This window comes from Diplocloster agilis, assembly GCF_019042275.1.
GTDB classification, from domain to species: domain Bacteria; phylum Bacillota; class Clostridia; order Lachnospirales; family Lachnospiraceae; genus Diplocloster; species Diplocloster agilis.
In genome coordinates, this window is sequence record NZ_JAHQCW010000029.1 from 61,290 (window position 1) to 79,868 (window position 18,579).

10 protein-coding genes are annotated in these 18,579 nt (G+C 51.5%); 9 read left to right on the forward strand and 1 reads right to left on the reverse strand.

All coding sequences use genetic code 11. The features are described 5' to 3' along the window. The first annotated feature begins 5 nt into the window (after window positions 1-5). The 7 genes from KTH89_RS16405 (at window position 6) to KTH89_RS16435 (ending at window position 10,637) form a co-directional block, all read left to right on the forward strand. Window positions 6-1,337: an ABC transporter substrate-binding protein gene (locus KTH89_RS16405; protein ID WP_158345322.1), complete on the forward strand. Its 1,332-nt coding sequence runs from the start codon at window positions 6-8 to the stop codon at window positions 1,335-1,337. A gap of 164 nt (window positions 1,338-1,501) precedes the next feature. Beyond that, window positions 1,502-2,872, forward strand: a complete 1,371-nt coding sequence (locus tag KTH89_RS16410) for an ABC transporter substrate-binding protein (protein ID WP_158345323.1) — start codon at window positions 1,502-1,504, stop codon at window positions 2,870-2,872. Between the two features lie 91 nt (window positions 2,873-2,963). Then, complete coding sequence (locus tag KTH89_RS16415) at window positions 2,964-3,881, forward strand: carbohydrate ABC transporter permease (protein WP_238722418.1); 918 nt, start codon at window positions 2,964-2,966, stop codon at window positions 3,879-3,881. 17 nt (window positions 3,882-3,898) lie between these two features. Beyond that, the gene (locus KTH89_RS16420) at window positions 3,899-4,738 is read left to right on the forward strand and encodes a carbohydrate ABC transporter permease (protein WP_158345324.1); all 840 of its coding nucleotides are present in this window, start codon (window positions 3,899-3,901) and stop codon (window positions 4,736-4,738) included. A 39-nt stretch (window positions 4,739-4,777) separates the two neighbouring features. Then, a complete protein-coding gene (locus tag KTH89_RS16425; protein WP_238722419.1) occupies window positions 4,778-8,230 on the forward strand; it encodes a carbohydrate binding domain-containing protein in 3,453 nt (1,150 codons plus the stop codon). Window positions 8,231-8,382: 152 nt separating this feature from the next. Then, entirely contained in the window at window positions 8,383-9,312 is a 930-nt protein-coding gene (locus KTH89_RS16430; RefSeq protein WP_238722420.1) for a glycoside hydrolase family protein, read from the forward strand. Between the two features lie 74 nt (window positions 9,313-9,386). Continuing rightward, window positions 9,387-10,637, forward strand: a complete 1,251-nt coding sequence (locus tag KTH89_RS16435) for a Gfo/Idh/MocA family protein (RefSeq protein ID WP_238722421.1) — start codon at window positions 9,387-9,389, stop codon at window positions 10,635-10,637. Window positions 10,638-10,644: 7 nt separating this feature from the next. Here the strand turns inward: KTH89_RS16435 and KTH89_RS16440 are convergent, their stop codons facing one another. Then, the gene (locus KTH89_RS16440) at window positions 10,645-12,111 is read right to left on the reverse strand and encodes a D-alanyl-D-alanine carboxypeptidase family protein (RefSeq protein ID WP_238722422.1); all 1,467 of its coding nucleotides are present in this window, start codon (window positions 12,109-12,111) and stop codon (window positions 10,645-10,647) included. A gap of 618 nt (window positions 12,112-12,729) precedes the next feature. Here KTH89_RS16440 and ileS point away from each other — a divergent pair. Both ileS and KTH89_RS16450 read left to right on the forward strand, forming a co-directional pair. Beyond that, complete coding sequence (gene ileS / locus KTH89_RS16445; RefSeq protein WP_238722423.1) at window positions 12,730-15,840, forward strand: isoleucine--tRNA ligase; 3,111 nt, start codon at window positions 12,730-12,732, stop codon at window positions 15,838-15,840. Between the two features lie 42 nt (window positions 15,841-15,882). Then, window positions 15,883-18,339, forward strand: a complete 2,457-nt coding sequence (locus KTH89_RS16450) for a glycogen/starch/alpha-glucan phosphorylase (RefSeq protein ID WP_238722427.1) — start codon at window positions 15,883-15,885, stop codon at window positions 18,337-18,339. Window positions 18,340-18,579: the final 240 nt, after the last annotated feature.

Below are 18,579 nucleotides of genomic sequence, written 5' to 3' on the forward strand. Positions count from 1 at the left end.
ATTCTATGAGGAGACGGCTGTGGATACCGGTCATATCCCTGGCGCTTCTGATGCTGGCCGGCTGCGGGCAGAAGAGCGCCGGCGCGGCAGATGCGTCGGCGGTGGACAAAGAGAGCCAGCCGGTTGAGATTTTACTTTGCCGGTGGAATAATATGGATCAGAATAATGAGATCATGACCCAGCTGATCGAAGAATTTCAGGAACAGTACGCGGGAAAAATCACGCTTCGCGTGGAAGTGGTGCCGGGCCTTGAGAACCTGATCAGCCATGTGCGGATTAAAATATCCTCCGGTGAAATGCCGGATCTGATCGACACGTCCGGCTATGAGCTATCCTCCCTTGTGAAAGACGCGGATAAAGTGGCGGATCTCATGCCCTATGTGGAAGCCGATCCGGAGTTTAAGAGGTGGATAGGGGAAGAGAATCTAAGGGATAATGTGGTGGATGGAAAACTCAGCTCCATCACCGCGCAGAAAAATGTGATCGGTTATTGGTATAACAAAGAACTGTTCCGACAGGCGGGAATCGAGCCTGCCGAAACCTGGCCCCAGTTCTGGGACAACTGTGAAAAACTGGCCGGCTGCGGGATTCATCCCATGGCGCTGGATACGCGCCAAAGCGCCTGGCCTACCAATATATTGCTGGGAGCGATGGTGGGAAGCGACGGCGCCGGCGGAACGGAATTCATGCAGACCTATCATCCCACGGATTATAACAGCCCCGGCATGGTGGACGCGCTGGGGCAGATACAGACCTGCTTCCGGCGTTATGCGCCGGAAAGCGCCATTACGGCCAACTACGGTATGGCGGAGAGTGAATTTTTTTCCGGCAACGCGGCGATGCTGTTCAACGGAGCGTGGCTTGCGCTGGATCTGTCCGACCCGGAAAAGGTGCCGCCCGGGTTCACGGATAAAGTGGGGGCGGCCATATATCCCAATGCCACGGTATACTCCTCCGCATCCCCCGGGTATGTAGTGGGAAACAACAGTCCTGAACGGATCGAAGCGGCGGCTGAATTTATCAAATTCATGTGCAGCCCGAAAGTCCAGGAGCGCATCGCCGTGGAGATCAAGGCGGTTCCGGTGAATCCCGAGGTGGATCTGCAGGGGCAGCTCCGGCAGGAGAACCCGTTGATGTACGCCATGCTGGAAGCCGCCAAAGATGCGAAGATCAAGATAAAGGACTATCAGGCCATGTGGTATCCGGCGGTTTACAATGAAGGCTCGAAGCTTTATCCGCAGTTAATGTACGGAAAAATCACCCCTGTGGAAATGGCACAGCAAATGACGGAATTAGCGCAAAAATCACAGCGGGATGTCGAACAATCAGGTCAATAAATCGCAAGTTTTAAAAAAGTTCACAAATACTGAGCTGTTTTTTAAAACTATACTGAAATAATATAACAAAATACTGCAACTTCCCGTCAAGGAAAACCCTCCCAATTATGTAGGAAAAAAGATACCATTAGGTTATCGAAATACATAAAAGGAGGGTTTTATTTATGAAAAGAATGTTAGCGTGTATCCTGTCACTGATGCTTGCCTGCGGTCTGTTGGCCGGCTGCCAGAGCAAACCGGCGGAGGAATCCGGGGAGAGTAAGGACGGCACAAAGCCTGCGGCGGCTGCCGCCGAAGAAAAAGACGGTGAAGAGTTACCCACAATCACTTTCTATCATCATTACTACCAGGATGACGCCGTAGATGCAAAAGCCATGCGCGCGCTGTTCGACGAATTTGCCGAGATGCACAAAGACGAGTTTATCTTCAAACCGGTACCTGTGGAGGGAGATCCCGAAGCCGTATACAACAAGTGTATACAGGAAATAGCCAGCGGCAGTTTCCCGGATATCGTGGAGACCGGAGGCTGGAATGTGGTGCCGGCGGCCAGTGAAGCGGGACTCATTATGGATCTGAAGCCTTATATCGATGCGGATCCCGACTTCAAGGCAGGTGTGGGCGTGAACTATGACCAGAACCTGGTGGACGGCAAAATCTACACGGTCCGGGAGCAGTTAGAAACTATGGGCTTTTGGTATAACGAGGATCTGTTTAACAAAGCCGGCGCGGACACTCCGGATAAATGGCAGACCTGGGATGATTTCGTAGCGGCGTTTGACAAATTAAAGGCATCTCCCGACGTTAAGACGCCGGTCTCGCTGAATCAGGGCTGGCCAACCAATATTATGTTTATGGCTCATCTTCTGGGTACCCAGGAGGGCCGGGATTTTATTGACACACCGCTGACCACTTTTGACAATGACGCATTTAAGGGTACGGTTGATTTTGTAGCGGAACACGCTCTTAGCCAGATCGACACCGCCTATTTTGGCGCGGCTGACTCGGAATCCTACCGGGACGACTTTTTAAACGGTGACGCGGCCATGCTGTTCAACGGTGTGTGGGAAGCCAGCAGCTTCGTGGGCGACGGCCTTAAGATCGATCCCGCGGTAGTGAAACCGGCTGTGTTCCCGACCAACGAGAACGGGAAACATGCGGCGATCATGTCCGCCTCCTGCGGATACGTCATCAGCGACAAGTTAAGTGACGCCCAGAAGGAAGCAGCCGTAGCGTTCGTGAAGTACATGTGCAGCCCTGAGGTATCCGAGCGTATCTTCACCGAAGTATTGGCGATGCCCGCATATCTGGGACTGGATTATGATCAGTATATCAATGACGAAAGCGCCGATCCGGTCGTGCGCAAGCTGGCGGAAGCCTGCAAGCAGTGTGCCCAGGCGGATTATCAGACCTGCGCCATGAGCTCCCTGTGGGGCAGTGATGTGGAAATGGAAATCGGCGGAAAGTACGCGGCCATGCACGATGGAAGTAAGACGGCAGACCAGATCGTGGCGGAACTGGATGAGACGTTGAATTAGGTATGGAATTAGTCTTAGCAGAATAGCAGCAGGGCTTGGGCGCAAGCCCTGCTGCTTTGAAGCCGACCGGTATCAAAGGAGGGAGTCTGCCGTGCTGAAAACGGGCAAAAAGAAAAACTGGCGCAGGAGCTTATTTATTCTTGCTTTTTTGCTGCCGGGGATGTTTTTGTTTTTTGCAATCTACGCCTATCCGCTGGTGAATATTTTTGGGAGTTCGTTCTGCGAGTGGAACTATAAGAATCTCCTGCATCCGGAATTCTTAGGCTGGAACCATATATTTGATAACTTTATCCGTCTGTTTACAAAAGATACCCATTTTAAAACGGCGCTTATCAACTCCCTGAAATGGATTGGCCTTACCGCCGTCATTCAGGTGCCGTTTTCTATTCTGGTGGCGCTGGTGTTAAGTAAAAAACGAAAAGGCTGGGCGCTGACCCGAAATGTCTTTTTAATACCCAATATTATTTCCACAGCCGCCATCGGTTTGATTTTCCTGAACCTGTATGATCCTGCTAACGGCTTGATCACAGACCTGGTCCATCTGGTTAACCCGGATCTGCCCCTTAATATCCTGGCGAAACCGGGAACCGCATTCTGGGGCGTCACCTTCTCCTATATTCTGTTCGGGGGGACCAACTGCCTGCTGCTGATGTCGCAGATATCGGCTATCCCGCAGGAACTGTACGAGGCGGCCCGGATCGACGGGGCGTCGGACTTCCAGGCCGACCGGCGGATTACACTGCCCCTGCTTAGACCGATGATCGGCACGGTGCTGGTGCTGGCGTGCAATTATGGCCTGCTGCTCTACAATGAGCTGTTCCTGCTGACCAAGGGTGGGCCTGACGGCGCTACTTACAGTCTGAGTTTGTATGTATACCAGACGTCTATGGGCAGCACAAAACTAAACTTTGCGCTGGGGAACGCGGCGGGCGTGATCCAGGTCATTATCGGCCTCGTTCTTGTAATCAGCATTAATAAGCTGCTGCGCACCAATGAATCGGACTTATAGAGGGGGAGCGGAAAATTATGAGCAAATCAAAAAAAACTGCGCGCCGCCACGGGGCAGCCGGTACGATTCTGTGTTACCTGGTCATGTTCATCGTGCTGGTGGTATCCCTTTATCCTCTCATATGGGTTTTTATCTCATCCTTTAAAGAAGTGCCGGGAGGGCTGGGGCTTCCGCACCCATGGAAGTTTGACGGCTATATTTCTATTTTCACGAAACTGAACATCGGGGCCTATTTCGCAAACTCACTGTTCATAACCACGCTGTCCACGGCCATCAGCACAGTGGCGGTTACGATGGCTGCCTATGTCTCCGCCAGAATGAATTTCAGGGGAAAAGGACTGGTGACGCTGATGTTCGCGTCGACGCTGTATGTGCCCTCGATCTCCATCAGCTTTCCGATTTACCGGATGATGAGTTCGTTCCAGTTGCAGGATACCCGGGCGGCGGTGATCTTTGTATACAGCGGCTTAAATATCGCGATCACTTATTTTGTCATCCGCAGTTATTTCCTCACCATCCCGCGGGAAATGGAGGAGGCCGCCCAGATTGACGGGTGCGGTTATTCCCAGACGTTCTGGCGTATCATATTCCCGCTGGCCAAGCCGGGCATCGCCACCGGAGCGATTCTGGCGTTTTTAAACAACTGGAATGAGTTTTATTTCGCGTCTTTGCTGCTCACCAGCAAGAGCAAAATGACGATACCGGCCCTGCTGGGCCAGTTTAAGGGCACCTATTCCATGGACCGAAACGGCATGTTCTCTGCCATCGTGGTGTCGGTGCTGCCGACCATCCTTTTATTCTGTGCCTGTTCGAAAGTATTTATCAAAAGTTTGACGGCCGGCGCGGTAAAAGGGTAAGAGGTGCTTTATACTATATAATAAAACGGGGAGGTTACTATGAATCATTTTAGAAAAATTATGGCTTTGATACTTACAGTTTGTCTCGTTATATCCTTTAGTTCCATATCTTTTGCAGATGTCGGGGAATCTCCCGAAGCCGCGGACTCTATGGAACCGTCTGCCGAACCAACAGAAGAAAGAACAGAAGATCAAACAGCAGAACCATCCGCCATACCAACGGCGGAACCATCCTTAAATTCTGGTGAAGCTGCAGATACCGTTGAACCTGCCGCGGCCGCCGGCCCTGCGGTCTACTACGTGGACGAAACCGCCGGGGACGATGCCAACACGGGCTTATCCGAGGCGGCTGCCTGGAAAACTCTTGACAAGGTTAATACCACAGTTTTTCAGCCGGGCGACCGGATTCTGCTAAAAGCCGGATGTACCTGGAACGGCGGACTCGCGCCCAAAGGTTCCGGCAGCGCGGGAGCGCCTATTCAGCTGGATATGTACGGACAGGGCGAAAAACCGCTGATCCTCGGGGGTGAGGCGGATAAGAAAGTGGTATCCCTGATTAACCAAGGTTACTGGGAAATCAGCAATCTGCGTATCAGCAGCAGCGTGACTCACAACAACGACCGCCGTACCGGTATCTGGGTGGAAAATAAAAACCAAGGTACGATTGAGCATATTTACATTAACAATTGTGAAGTGTTCAACATTCCTTCCAAAGATACCAACAGTGATGTGGAATGCCTTTTCGGGGGGATCAGCGTCACCGGATACGGATCTTCTTCCAAATATAATGATGTGCGTATAGAGGGCAATTACGTGCATGACCTGTGTAAAGGCGGAATTACCACCTATACATACAATGAAGACCGTAACGTGTGGGACGCGTCATTTGGTTATTCCACGAATGTATATATCGCCGGGAACACGGTACGGAATGTGAAGGGCGACGGCATAGTGGCCAAAAATGTGGACGGAGCCGTGATCGAATACAATGTGTGTGACGGAGCTGCCAATGGTGGAGCCGGCAGCAGTGCCCAATACGGCTGTTACGCCGGGATCTGGGGCGCATTCTGTAAAAACTCCGTATTCCGGTACAATGAAGTGTATAATACCCATCGGTTCCTGCCCGGCAATAACGACGGTATGGCTTTTGACGCTGATATCAAGTGCGAAAATGTGGTGTTTGAATACAATTACAGCCACGATAACGAAGGCGGGTTCTTCCTGGACATGGGGGACGCGGTCAATACGGTGGTACGCTACAATATTAGCCAGAATGACCTGAGCCGGCTGTTTATGTTCTCCAGTAATTCCAAGCTCCATGTCAACGCTTATAACAACACTTTTTATATAGGCCAGGGCCTTTCCACGGAAATTCAGGACAGTCATTTCGCGTCGGCCGGCAGCAATGTTAAATACACCAATAATATATTCTACAACCTGGGAACAGGTGCTTATAATCCGGGAAATGCTGTCTTTACGAATAACTGCTTTTACGGCACCGGCAACAAGCCCGGCGGATCGGGTAACATCATTGCCGATCCCATGCTGGTATCCCCTGGATCCGGGGGAACGGGAATCGATTTCTTAAGCGCAGACCGCTTGCCGGGGTATCGGCTGAACGCGTCTTCCCCCTGTATTAACGCGGGGGCAGCGATGTCCGAAAACGGAGGCCTTGATTTCTGGGGCAGCGCGCTATACCATGGACAGCCGGATATCGGGGCCCATGAAAGCGCTTTTGCAACACCGGAGCAGGGTGTTCAGCTTCAGATTAATGATAATGACCGGAAAATCGCTTATCTGGGAAGCTGGACCTATGATACCGCATGTACCGGCGGCTATTCCGGCGACTCACATTATACGAAGAGTGCGGGAGCCGCAGCCGCTATTTCGTTCAAAGGTACCGCGGTAGCCTGGCTTGGACAAAAAGATGTCAACTATGGACTGGCCGATGTCTATCTGGACGGCGTTTTGAAGGAAACTGTGGATTGCTATAATGCCCGGAATATTTATCAGCAGGTGCTGTTCAGCGCGGTGGATCTCGCGCCCGGAGAACATACGCTGCGGATCGTGTGCAAGGGACAGAAAAGCGCTTCTTCACAGGATAGTTATATCGATGTGGACAGTATCTTATACACGCGCGGTACAACACCAAACCTTGTGGATAACGCGGGATTCGAAAGCGGAGCCGCTTACCCGTGGGGGGCATACAACAGCGCTTCCGTTGTAAATCAAAACCAGCACTCCGGCGACTATGCCGCTAAACTGGCGAAGAACAGCAGCTATGAACAGAATATTCCCGTTGAGCCTAACAGTAAATATGTGCTGCGGGCCTGGGTAAAAGTGTCAAACGCGGGTTCCGTGATGACACTGGGTGTTAAAAATTATGGGGGGAGCGAGATTTTTTCCACTACTACAGACACGCAGTACAGACAGATCACGGTTACATTTAACACCGGGGAGTCCAATCATAGTGCAACTATTTTCGGATTCCGGCAGAACAGCGGAACAGGCGACGGTTACCTGGATGACGTTACTTTAGAAAAAGTCGCGGATCTGAGTAGTTATGAGCCTCTGCAGAACGCAGCCGCGCCGCTTAGTATTCCCACCTATGAGGGAACCGACCAGCCGACCCATCCTTCTGTAGTCCGGTTTGACCAGCCATGGAACGGTTATACCTATTGGATGGCCATGACCCCGTATCCGTTTAACAACGGGGCTTTGGAGAACCCCTCGATTGTCGCATCCAATGACGGAATAAACTGGGTGGTGCCTCAGGGCGTGACCAACCCGCTGATCGATACGCCCAGCAAGGGCCATAACTGTGATGTAGATCTGGTTTATGTTCCAAATACCGACGAATTGCGGATGTATTATGTGGACGCCGATGACATCATCAGTTCCAGGATAAAAATGATCCGTACCACGGATGGCGTGAACTGGTCGGCGCCGGTGACCGTATTAAAGGATCTGGTTAAAAAATACAGTATGCTGTCCCCGTCTATTGAAATCCTTCCGGACGGCACCTATATGATGTGGTATGTGGACGCGGGGAACACAGGCTGGAATAACCAGAGCAATACGGTAAAATACCGTACATCCTCAGATGGAATCTCCTGGTCGGCGGCCACCACCTGTACGGACTTTGTACAGCCCGGATACCAGATCTGGCATATCGACGTACACTATGATGCGGCCAGCGGCAGCTATTACGCGGTATTCCCGGCTTATCCTAACGGCACGGACTGCGATTCCTGCAAACTGTTTTTCGCGGTGAACAGCACCGGGAACAAATGGGAGTTTTTCAGCAAACCGATCTTAAAACCCGGCAACACCGGGGCATGGGACGACTACTGCATATACAGGTCCTCTATGCTGATGGAAGGAAACACGCTGAAGGTATGGTACGGCGCCAAAAAACAGGAAGATTCCTCCTGGCATATCGGACTGTCCCAGCGGGATTTTACGGAGTTCCTGAATGCGCTGGATTATTGACAAACCGGACGCTTGATAAACTGGATTCTTGATAAACCGGACGCTTGATAAACTGGATTCTTGATAAACCGGACTCTTAATAAACTAGATTCTTGATAAACTGAATTTTAACAAGTTTGTTTCTTAATAAGCATGACCAAGGAGGTTCATTTATGGCGATACTAAAAAATGCAGCCACACCCGAATTAATCCCGTCCTATGACGGTTCGAACCAGACGACCCACCCATCGGTCCTATATTTTCCCGATGGCTTTCAGGGGTATGAATACTGGATGGCCATGACCCCGTATCCCTTCAATGACGGAGGATATGAAGATCCGTCCATACTGGTGTCCCATGACGGGCGTACCTGGCAGGCTCCCGCGGGGGTTACCAACCCGCTGGTACCGCGCCCGGACGTAGGCCATAACTGTGATGTGGAACTTTGTTATGAGCCGGAGCTTAAAGAACTGCGCCTGTACTATGTGGAGGCGGATGATATCAGGCGTTCCTGGGTAAAGCTCCTGCGGTCCCGGGACGGCAGCCATTGGGAGGGGCCCCGGGTCGTCCTGGAAGATCCCGATCAGAGGTACAGCATATTGTCACCGGCCATACAGCAGATGAAGGACGGCAGCTGGCGGATGTGGTATGTGGATTCCGGGAATACCGGATTTGAGAATCAGAATAATAAGGTGCGCAGCCGCGCCTCCCGGGACGGCTTGGTCTGGGAAGAAGAAACCACATGTAACGACCTGGCGCAGCCCGGCCACCAGATCTGGCATATCAGTGTATGGAGAAACCCTGACACGGACGTACTGCACGCCTTTTATCCCGCGTATCCGAACGGTACAAACTGCGACTATTGCAGCCTGTTCTACGCCCGCAAAGATCCCGGGCAGGGGTGGAGAACATTTGGCAGCGCCGTGCTGGACCCGGGTCCGGAAGGCGCGTGGGACGACTTCTGCATCTACCGGGCGTCCTTCCTGCTGGATGAAGCGGGAGATAAGCTGAAGCTCTGGTATGGCGGAAAAAAGAAGAGCGACAGCTCATGGAATATGGGGCTGGTTCAGACCTCCTATTCGGATCTGCTGAGTCAGCTATAGGGCCAACTAAAAGGTACAGATTTAGGTATTGGAAACGCATTTATGGCGCATTACATGCGCCGCTGGAGGAAATTATGAAACGTAAAACAGCTATCTTATTAGGGGCGGGCGCCCGCGGCAATATCTATGCCCATTACGCAAAGGAATGCCCCGAAGAATTTCAGATCGTGGGAGTGGCTGAGCCTGACCGGGCTCGGCGGGAACAGTTTGTGAAAGAATACGGAATCGCGGCGGAACACGCCTGTGAGAGCTGGGAACAGCTTCTGGGGCAGCCCAAATTTGCCGACGCATGCCTGGTCTGCACGATGGACGACATGCACACAAAACCGGCGGTTCAGGCCCTCACTCTGGGGTACCATGTACTCCTGGAAAAACCGATGGCGAACACGGAAGCGGAATGCCGGCAGATCGAACAGGCGGCGTCAGGAAGCGGGCTTGTCCTGAGCGTCTGCCATGTGCTCAGGTACACCCCCTTTTACTCGAAAATCAAACAGCTGCTGGACGACGGGGTATTGGGACAGATGCTGTGCATGCAGCAGATCGAAAACGTGGGTTACTGGCATCAGGCCCACAGCTTCGTCCGGGGCAACTGGAACAACAGTGAGACCACAAGTCCCATGCTGCTGCAGAAGAGCTGCCACGATATGGATATCATATCCTGGCTGATGGACTCCCGGTGCAGCCGGGTCTCCTCCTTTGGAAGCCTGACGCACTTCAAACCGGAAAACGCGCCTGATAAGGCTCCCCTGCGATGCCTGGACGGATGTCCCGCGGCGGCGGCCTGCCCCTATTACGCGCCCCGCTTTTATCTGGAGCATCCCCGGGCCGAAAAGGACGGCTTCGTAAGCGCGATCACAACGGACACCACCAGAAAGGGAATTCTGGAAGCGCTGGAGTCAGGCCCCTACGGCCGCTGTGTCTACCACTGTGACAATAACGTGGTGGATCATCAGGTAGTAAATCTGGAATTCGAAAACTCCGCCACGGCCAGTTTCGTGATGACCGCGTTTACGGAGGATTGTAACCGGACGCTGAAAATCATGGGTACCAGAGGGGAACTGATCGGAGACATGGAGAAAAACGAGATCATCTATCAGGTCTTCAACGATCCCGATCCCGTCCGTATCACGGTAGAGATGCCGAAGGTGAAAAACAGCTATAACCACGGAGGCGGGGATTTCTATCTGATCCGGGACTTCGTGCGCGCGGTACAGGCGGAGGAAACCGCTCAGAATAAGACGACGGCGGCCCAGAGCCTGCAGGCCCATGTGATGTGCTTCGCGGCGGAAAAAGCCAGGAACCGGCATATGGTAGTGGAATTATAATAGTCTTCTACCGTTCATCATCCAGGTCTTCCAAATTAGAATAAAATTCCTTTTTCCATTTGCTTCGGGCGCGCTGCCGCTTGCAACGCTGCCATTTGACCACGCAGACCCATATACCAAAGATAAGAGCTAAGACAAGGATAACGGCGGCTATGATATAGACCGCTGTTTTTCCTGTGCTTTTTTTCTCAGTCCCCTGGGACGGGGTTAAGCCTGCGGCGCCGCTGTCGGCGGCGGGAGCGGAGGTGCTGACGGATGCAAAGGTATATCTGGGCAGCGTCGGAGCGGTCAGTTCCAAACCGGCCGATCCCACGATCCGGTCGCCGTACCGGAAATTCAGAAGACCCACGGAGGATTCTTTGTATTTGCCGGGGCCGTAGACCAGTTCTTCCGTCAGATCCGAAAAAGAGGCATGGTTTGGAATGATAACATAGCCATCCGGGGAGACGTGAAGCATGGAATTGTCTTTGATCAGAGAAGATTCCTGGTAAACGGCAGGCTGGCTGTAAACGGATTCGTTTTGGGCTATATTTATTTTTTGGAATTGGTCAAAACCAAAATCTAACAGGGATGCCGTATCTACATAGACCTGTCTGCCCTCTGTCTTCATGGTTACGCAGATCAGCTCCATGCCGCCACGGGAAGCGCAGGTTACCAGCGTATTTCTGGCTATATTGGTATATCCGGTTTTTCCGGAGAAAGCCCCGTCATAGTGATATTTGGAATTGGTAAGCATTTTGTGGTGATTGTACATGGGGATCAGATCGGGCTGCGTGTCGCTGGGAGGAATTTCATAAAATACGGTACCGGACACCTGGCGGAAGGTATCGTGTTTTAACGCTTCCCTGGTGATCAGCGCCATGTCATAAGCGCTGGAAACGTGATTTTCATCAAAGAGCCCGTTGCAGTTGGTAAAGTGTGAATCGGTGCATCCCAGTTCCTGCGCGCGCCGGTTCATCATATCGGCAAAGTTTTCGATCGTGCCGCCAATGTGGATCGCCACTGCATAGGCAGCGTCATTGGCGGAGGCCAGCATCATGGCATAGAGACAGTCCAGCATGGTGAGCTGTTCTCCGTCATCCAGCGCGATATGGGACCCTTTTTCCGGCATATACGCCGCTTCATAAGGTACGGTCACCATCTCGTCCAGGGAACAGTTTTCCAGGGCCAGAAGTACCGTCAGTATTTTTGTAATGCTGGCCGGATAATGCTGGTCATGCATATTTTTATCATACAATACGGTACCTGTGGATGCTTCCATGACAATACCGGATTCGCCCTCGATCTCCGGTCCCTGGGGCCAGGAGATGTCTGCGGAGGAATCAGGAGTGTCCGCAGCGGGGGATTCCCCGGCTTGATTGGAATCAGGGAGATCAGAGGTGTCTGCTTCTGTGGCTTGTGCGGTCAGAACAATCGAAAAAGAAAGCAGGACAGAAAGTCCCAGAGCAAATAGGGATCGTAATCTATATTTCATAGTTAGATAAACTCCTTAATTAACAATTTTGTAATATTTACATTATATGTCATTTTATGACAGATGGCAAGATTACAAATATGGTTGAAAATGGAAACAAAAAACGATTGAAAGGACAGATTGGAACGAAAGTATAACGGTTCTGAAAATTGACAACTTTTCGAATAGGATGACCACAATGTTAAAAATTATGCGGCTCTTTTGGCCTGAAAAGGCCTGAAAATGCCCTGAAAATAAGGGTTTTCCTTGACAGAATGCGGTTTTCGGACTTATAATATGTTAGCGTATAGCTACTATAATATGGATAGGAAAAAACGTAGACGGAGACAGTAAGATATTCTAAACGCAGCAGCGAGCCGGGGATGGTGAAAGCCCGGTGCCAGTCGGAATATTCCGAAGATCACTCCTGAGTCTCAGCCTGAAAACCGCCCGGCGGGCAGTAGGGACTGACGGTATTCCGCCGTTACCGGAAACGCGTATGATGGTATGCGGTAATAGGTGGTACAACGGAGTCGATGCCTTCGTCCTGTTCGCAGGAGGGAGGCTTTTTTTATTCTGTAGGAAATGGCTCCTATTTGAATAAGTCAGCTTTTACATTACATTAAGGAGGGAATTCAATTGTACGACAAAGTATCAACCGACCTGAATTTTGTGGAACGGGAGAAAAAGACAGAAAAATTTTGGGCAGATCATCACATCTTTGAGAAGAGCATGGAAGACAGAGAAGGATGTGAAACTTATACATTCTATGACGGACCGCCGACAGCTAATGGAAAACCCCATATCGGACACGTGCTGACACGTGTTATCAAAGATATGATTCCCCGTTTCCAGACTATGAAGGGACACATGGTTCCAAGGAAGGCAGGCTGGGATACCCATGGACTGCCGGTGGAGCTGGAAGTGGAGAAACAGCTGGGACTGGATGGCAAGGAGCAGATCGAGGAATACGGCCTGGAGCCTTTTATCGGCCATTGTAAGGAAAGCGTCTGGAAATATAAGGGCATGTGGGAGGATTTCTCCGCTACCGTAGGTTTCTGGGCGGATATGGAGCACCCTTATGTAACCTATCACAACGATTATATCGAATCGGAGTGGTGGGCGTTAAAGCAGATCTGGGAGAAAGGCCTGTTGTATAAGGGCTTTAAGATCGTACCCTATTGCCCCCGCTGCGGAACCCCGCTGTCCAGCCACGAGGTGGCGCAGGGATATAAGGATGTCAAAGAAAAATCCGCCATCGCGAAGTTCAAGGTAAAAGACGAGGACGCTTATATCCTGGCCTGGACGACTACGCCCTGGACGCTGCCGTCCAACGTGGCGTTATGCGTAAACCCGTCGGAGACTTATGTTAAGGTGAAAAATAACGGCGAAGTCTATTACCTGGCGCAGGCGCTGACGGACAGCGTGCTGGAAGGCGACGTGGAAGTGCTTGAGACTTATGTGGGAAAAGATCTGGAGTATAAGGAATACGAGCCGCTCTTTCCATTTGTCAAACCGAATAAGAAAGCTTTCTATGTAACCTGTGATAATTATGTCACTCTGACCGACGGTACGGGTATCGTTCACATTGCCCCCGCGTTCGGTGAAGATGACTCTAATGTGGGAAGAAAATATGATCTCCCCTTCGTGCAGCTGGTGGATGCCAAAGGAGAGATGACCAAGGAGACGCCCTGGGAGGGAACGTTCTGTAAGAAAGCGGACCCTCTGGTATTAAAGGATCTGGAAGACAGAGGCCTTCTGTTCTCCGCGCCTAATTTCGAGCATAGTTATCCTCATTGCTGGAGATGTGACACGCCTCTGATCTATTACGCCAGAGAGTCCTGGTTCATCAAGATGACAGATGTCAAAGAGGACCTGATCCGGAATAACAACACCATCAACTGGATTCCGGAAAGCATCGGTAAGGGCCGTTTCGGGGATTGGCTTGAGAATGTGCAGGACTGGGGAATCAGCCGGAACCGTTACTGGGGAACACCTCTGAACATCTGGGAATGTGAATGCGGCCACATGCACTCCATCGGCAGCATCGCGGAATTAAAAGAAATGTCCGATAACTGCCCGGACGACATCGAGCTGCACCGTCCGTTCATCGACAACGTGACCATCCGCTGTCCGAAATGCGGGAAGGAAATGCGCCGTGTGCCGGAAGTGATCGACTGCTGGTTCGACTCCGGGGCCATGCCTTTTGCGCAGCATCACTATCCGTTTGAAAACCAGGAGCTGTTCGAGCAGCAGTTCCCCGCGGACTTTATATCCGAGGCGGTGGACCAGACCAGAGGATGGTTCTATTCCCTGCTGGCTATCTCCACGCTGATCTTTAACAAAGCGCCCTACAAGAACGTAATCGTTTTGGGACATGTCCAAGATGAAAACGGGCAGAAGATGAGTAAATCCAAAGGAAACGCGGTGGATCCCTTCGACGCGCTCAATACCTACGGAGCCGACGCGATCCGCTGGTATTTCTATATCAACAGCGCGCCCTGGCTGCCGAACCGCTTCCATGGAAAAGCGGTAACCGAGGGCCAGAGGAAATTCATGGGTACCCTGTGGAACACCTATGCGTTCTTCGTGCTGTACGCCAACATCGACCAGTTCGACGCGACAAAATACAAACTGGAATATGAGAAGCTGCCGGTTATGGATAAATGGCTGCTGTCCAAACTGAACACGCTGGTAAAGGCAGTGGATGACAATCTGTCCAATTACCGGATTCCGGAAGCCGCCAGAGCGCTGCAGGAATTCGTGGACGATATGAGCAACTGGTATGTCAGAAGAAGCCGCGAGAGATTCTGGGCGAAGGGAATGGAGCAGGATAAGATTAACGCCTACATGACGCTTTATACCGCGCTGGTAACCGTGTCAAAGGCCGCCGCGCCCATGATTCCCTTTATGACGGAAGATATCTACCGGAATCTGGTCTGCAATATTGACCCGGACGCTCCGGAAAGCGTGCATTTGTGTGATTTCCCGAAGGCAGAGGAAGCCTGGATCGATAAAGAGCTGGAAGACAATATGGACGCGGTATTAAAAGTGGTGGTTATGGGCCGCGCCTGCCGGAATTCCGCCAATATCAAGAACCGCCAGCCCATAGGACAGATGTTTATCAAAGCATCCTTTACCCTGCCTGAGTTCTACCAGGAAATCATCGAAGATGAGCTGAATGTGAAAAAATTAAGCTTTACCCAGGACGTCAGAAGCTTTACCTCCTACAGTTTCAAACCTCAGTTAAAAACGGTGGGACCGAAGTACGGCAAGCTTTTAGGCGGTATCAAGCAGGCTCTTGCGGCTGTGGACGGGAACTCTGCCATGGATGAATTAAACGAAAGCGGCAGTCTGAAATTGAATATTAACGGTCAGGAGGTCGTATTATTAAAAGAGGACCTTTTGATCGACACGGCGCAGATGGAAGGCTATGTATCGGAACAGGACGCGGACGTGACGGTAGTGTTAGACACGAACCTGACCCCGGAACTGCTGGAGGAAGGATTTATCCGTGAGATCATCAGCAAAATCCAGACCATGAGAAAAGAAGCCGGTTTCGAGGTGACCGATAAGATCGGCGTCACTTACGAGCAGAACGAGAAAATCGCAGAGCTTATGACAGAACACGCGGATGACATAAAGGCAGAAGTGCTGGCCGTATCCCTGACCCAGGAGACGGTAAAGGGATATACGAAAGAGTGGAATATCAATGGGGAGAAGGTATTGTTGGGAGTGGAGAGACAATAGGCTTCTGCCATAAGAAGGAGGTAATGATTATTGACCAATCAAATGTTTAATAAAGAAACTTTTAAAAAGAGTGTGAAAGACAATGTAAAAACTCTCTACCGCAGAACCCTGGAGGAGGCCACGCCCCAGCAGGTATTTCAGGCAGTGTCCTATGCGGTAAAAGACGTTATCATCGACGACTGGCTGGCTACCCAGAAGACCTATGAAAAGGAAGACCCGAAGACCGTATACTATATGTCCATGGAATTCCTGATGGGCCGGGCCCTTGGCAACAACCTGCTGAACCTGATGGCCTATGACCAGGTGCGGGAAGCTCTGGAGGAGCTGGGATTCGACCTGAACGCCATCGAGGACCAGGAACCCGACCCCGCCCTTGGCAACGGCGGCCTGGGCCGTCTGGCGGCCTGCTTCTTAGATTCCCTGGCCACTCTTGGATACTCGGCTTATGGATGCGGTATCCGCTACCGCTACGGAATGTTCAAGCAGAAGATCGAAAACGGCTACCAGATCGAAGTACCGGACCAGTGGCTGAAAGACGGATATCCCTTTGAGCTTCGAAGACCCGAGTACGCCAAGGAAGTAAAATTCGGCGGTTACGTGCGGGTGGAGATGGAGCCCAACGGCAAAATGAAATTCATCCAGGAAAATTACCAGTCCGTACTGGCGATTCCCTTTGACATGCCCATCGTCGGCTATAACAATCATGTGGTAAATACGCTGCGGATCTGGGATGCGGAGGCGATCAACAACTTCCAGCTGGATAAATTCGACAAGGGGGAATACCACCAGGCGGTGGAGCAGGAGAACCTGGCGAAGACCATCGTGGAGGTACTGTATCCCAACGACAACCACTACGCCGGAAAAGAGCTGAGGCTGAAACAGCAGTATTTCTTCATATCTGCCAGCGTGCAGGCGGCCATCGAAAAATATAAAAAGAAACACAGCGACATCCACAAATTCTACGAAAAAGTGACGTTCCAGCTGAACGACACCCATCCCACCGTGGCCATCGCAGAGCTGATGCGTATCCTGATGGACGAAGAGGGCTTAGAATGGGATGAGGCGTGGGAGGTTACCACGAAGACCTGCGCGTACACCAACCATACGATTATGGCGGAAGCGCTGGAAAAATGGCCCATTGAGCTGTTCTCCAAGCTGCTGCCCAGAATCTATCAGATTATCGAGGAGATCAACCGCAGATTCATCATGGAAATCCAGCAGAAATATCCCGGTAACCAGGATAAGATCAAGAAAATGGCCATTATCTATGACGGACAGGTAAAAATGGCGCATCTGGCCATTGCCTCCGGCTATTCGGTCAACGGTGTAGCGAAGCTGCACACAGAGATCCTGAAAAACCAGGAGTTAAAAGACTTCTATGAGATGATGCCGTGGAAATTCAACAATAAAACAAACGGGATCACCCAGAGAAGATTCCTGCTGCACGGCAATCAGATGCTGGCGGCCTGGGTGACGGATCATATCGGCAACGAGTGGATCACCGACCTGCCGCAGATCTCCAGGCTGAAGGTCTACGCAGATGATGAAAAGGCCCAGCAGGAATTCATGAATATCAAATACCAGAACAAACAGCGGCTGGCCAAATATATATATGAGCACAACGGCATCGAAGTGAATCCCAGATCCATCTTCGACGTACAGGTAAAGCGCCTGCATGAATACAAGCGGCAGCTGCTGAACATCCTGCATGTGATGTATCTGTACAACCAGCTCAAAGAGCATCCGGATATGGACTTCTATCCCAGGACCTTTATCTTCGGGGCGAAGGCTGCGGCCGGCTACCGGAGGGCGAAACTGACCATCAAGCTGATCAACGCCGTGGCGGATGTGGTAAATAATGACACGTCCATAGGCGGAAAGATCAAAGTAGTATTCATCGAGGACTACCGGGTATCCAACGCGGAGATGATCTTCGCGGCCGCGGATGTCAGCGAGCAGATCTCCACCGCTTCCAAGGAAGCTTCCGGTACCAGCAATATGAAATTCATGCTGAACGGGGCCGTTACCCTTGGAACCCTGGACGGAGCCAATGTGGAGATCGTGGAAGAAGTGGGCGAGGAGAATGCCTTTATCTTCGGTCTCCGGTCCGATGAAGTCATTCAGTATGAGAAAAACGGCGGATACTATCCGATGGATATCTTCAACAACGACCAGGATATCCGGAAGGTACTGATGCAGCTGATCAATGGGACTTACGCCAACGGCGATATGGAAATGTTCCGGGATATCTACGATTCCCTGCTGAACACCAAGAGCTCGGAGCGGGCCGATACGTATTTTATTCTCAAAGACTTCAAACCTTACGCCGATGCCCACAGACAGGTGGAAGCGGCTTACCGGGACGAGAAGCGCTGGGCCAAGATGGCGATCCTGAACACCGCCAGCTGCGGAAAATTTACTTCAGACCGTACGATACAGCAGTACGTGGATGAAATCTGGCATCTGGATAAGGTACAGATCGAGACCGAAGGACTGTAATACCTGCCGGTCGGAGTACCGGAATAGGTTCTTCCTCGGGTTTGGGTATGCCCGCTGCTCAGGGCCGGGGTGCATGTCGGTGTCCCGGGATGCTCCGGGCAGCCGGATTCATTTGTGGCTCCCCGGGAGCGCGGAGGGCTAGTGCTGGCACCCGCTAAGTGAAATCGAAAAGCCGGGTTCAGGAACCGAGCCTATTCACCAGGAACACGTGATGTGTTCCCGGTTCAGAGGCTCTTGCCC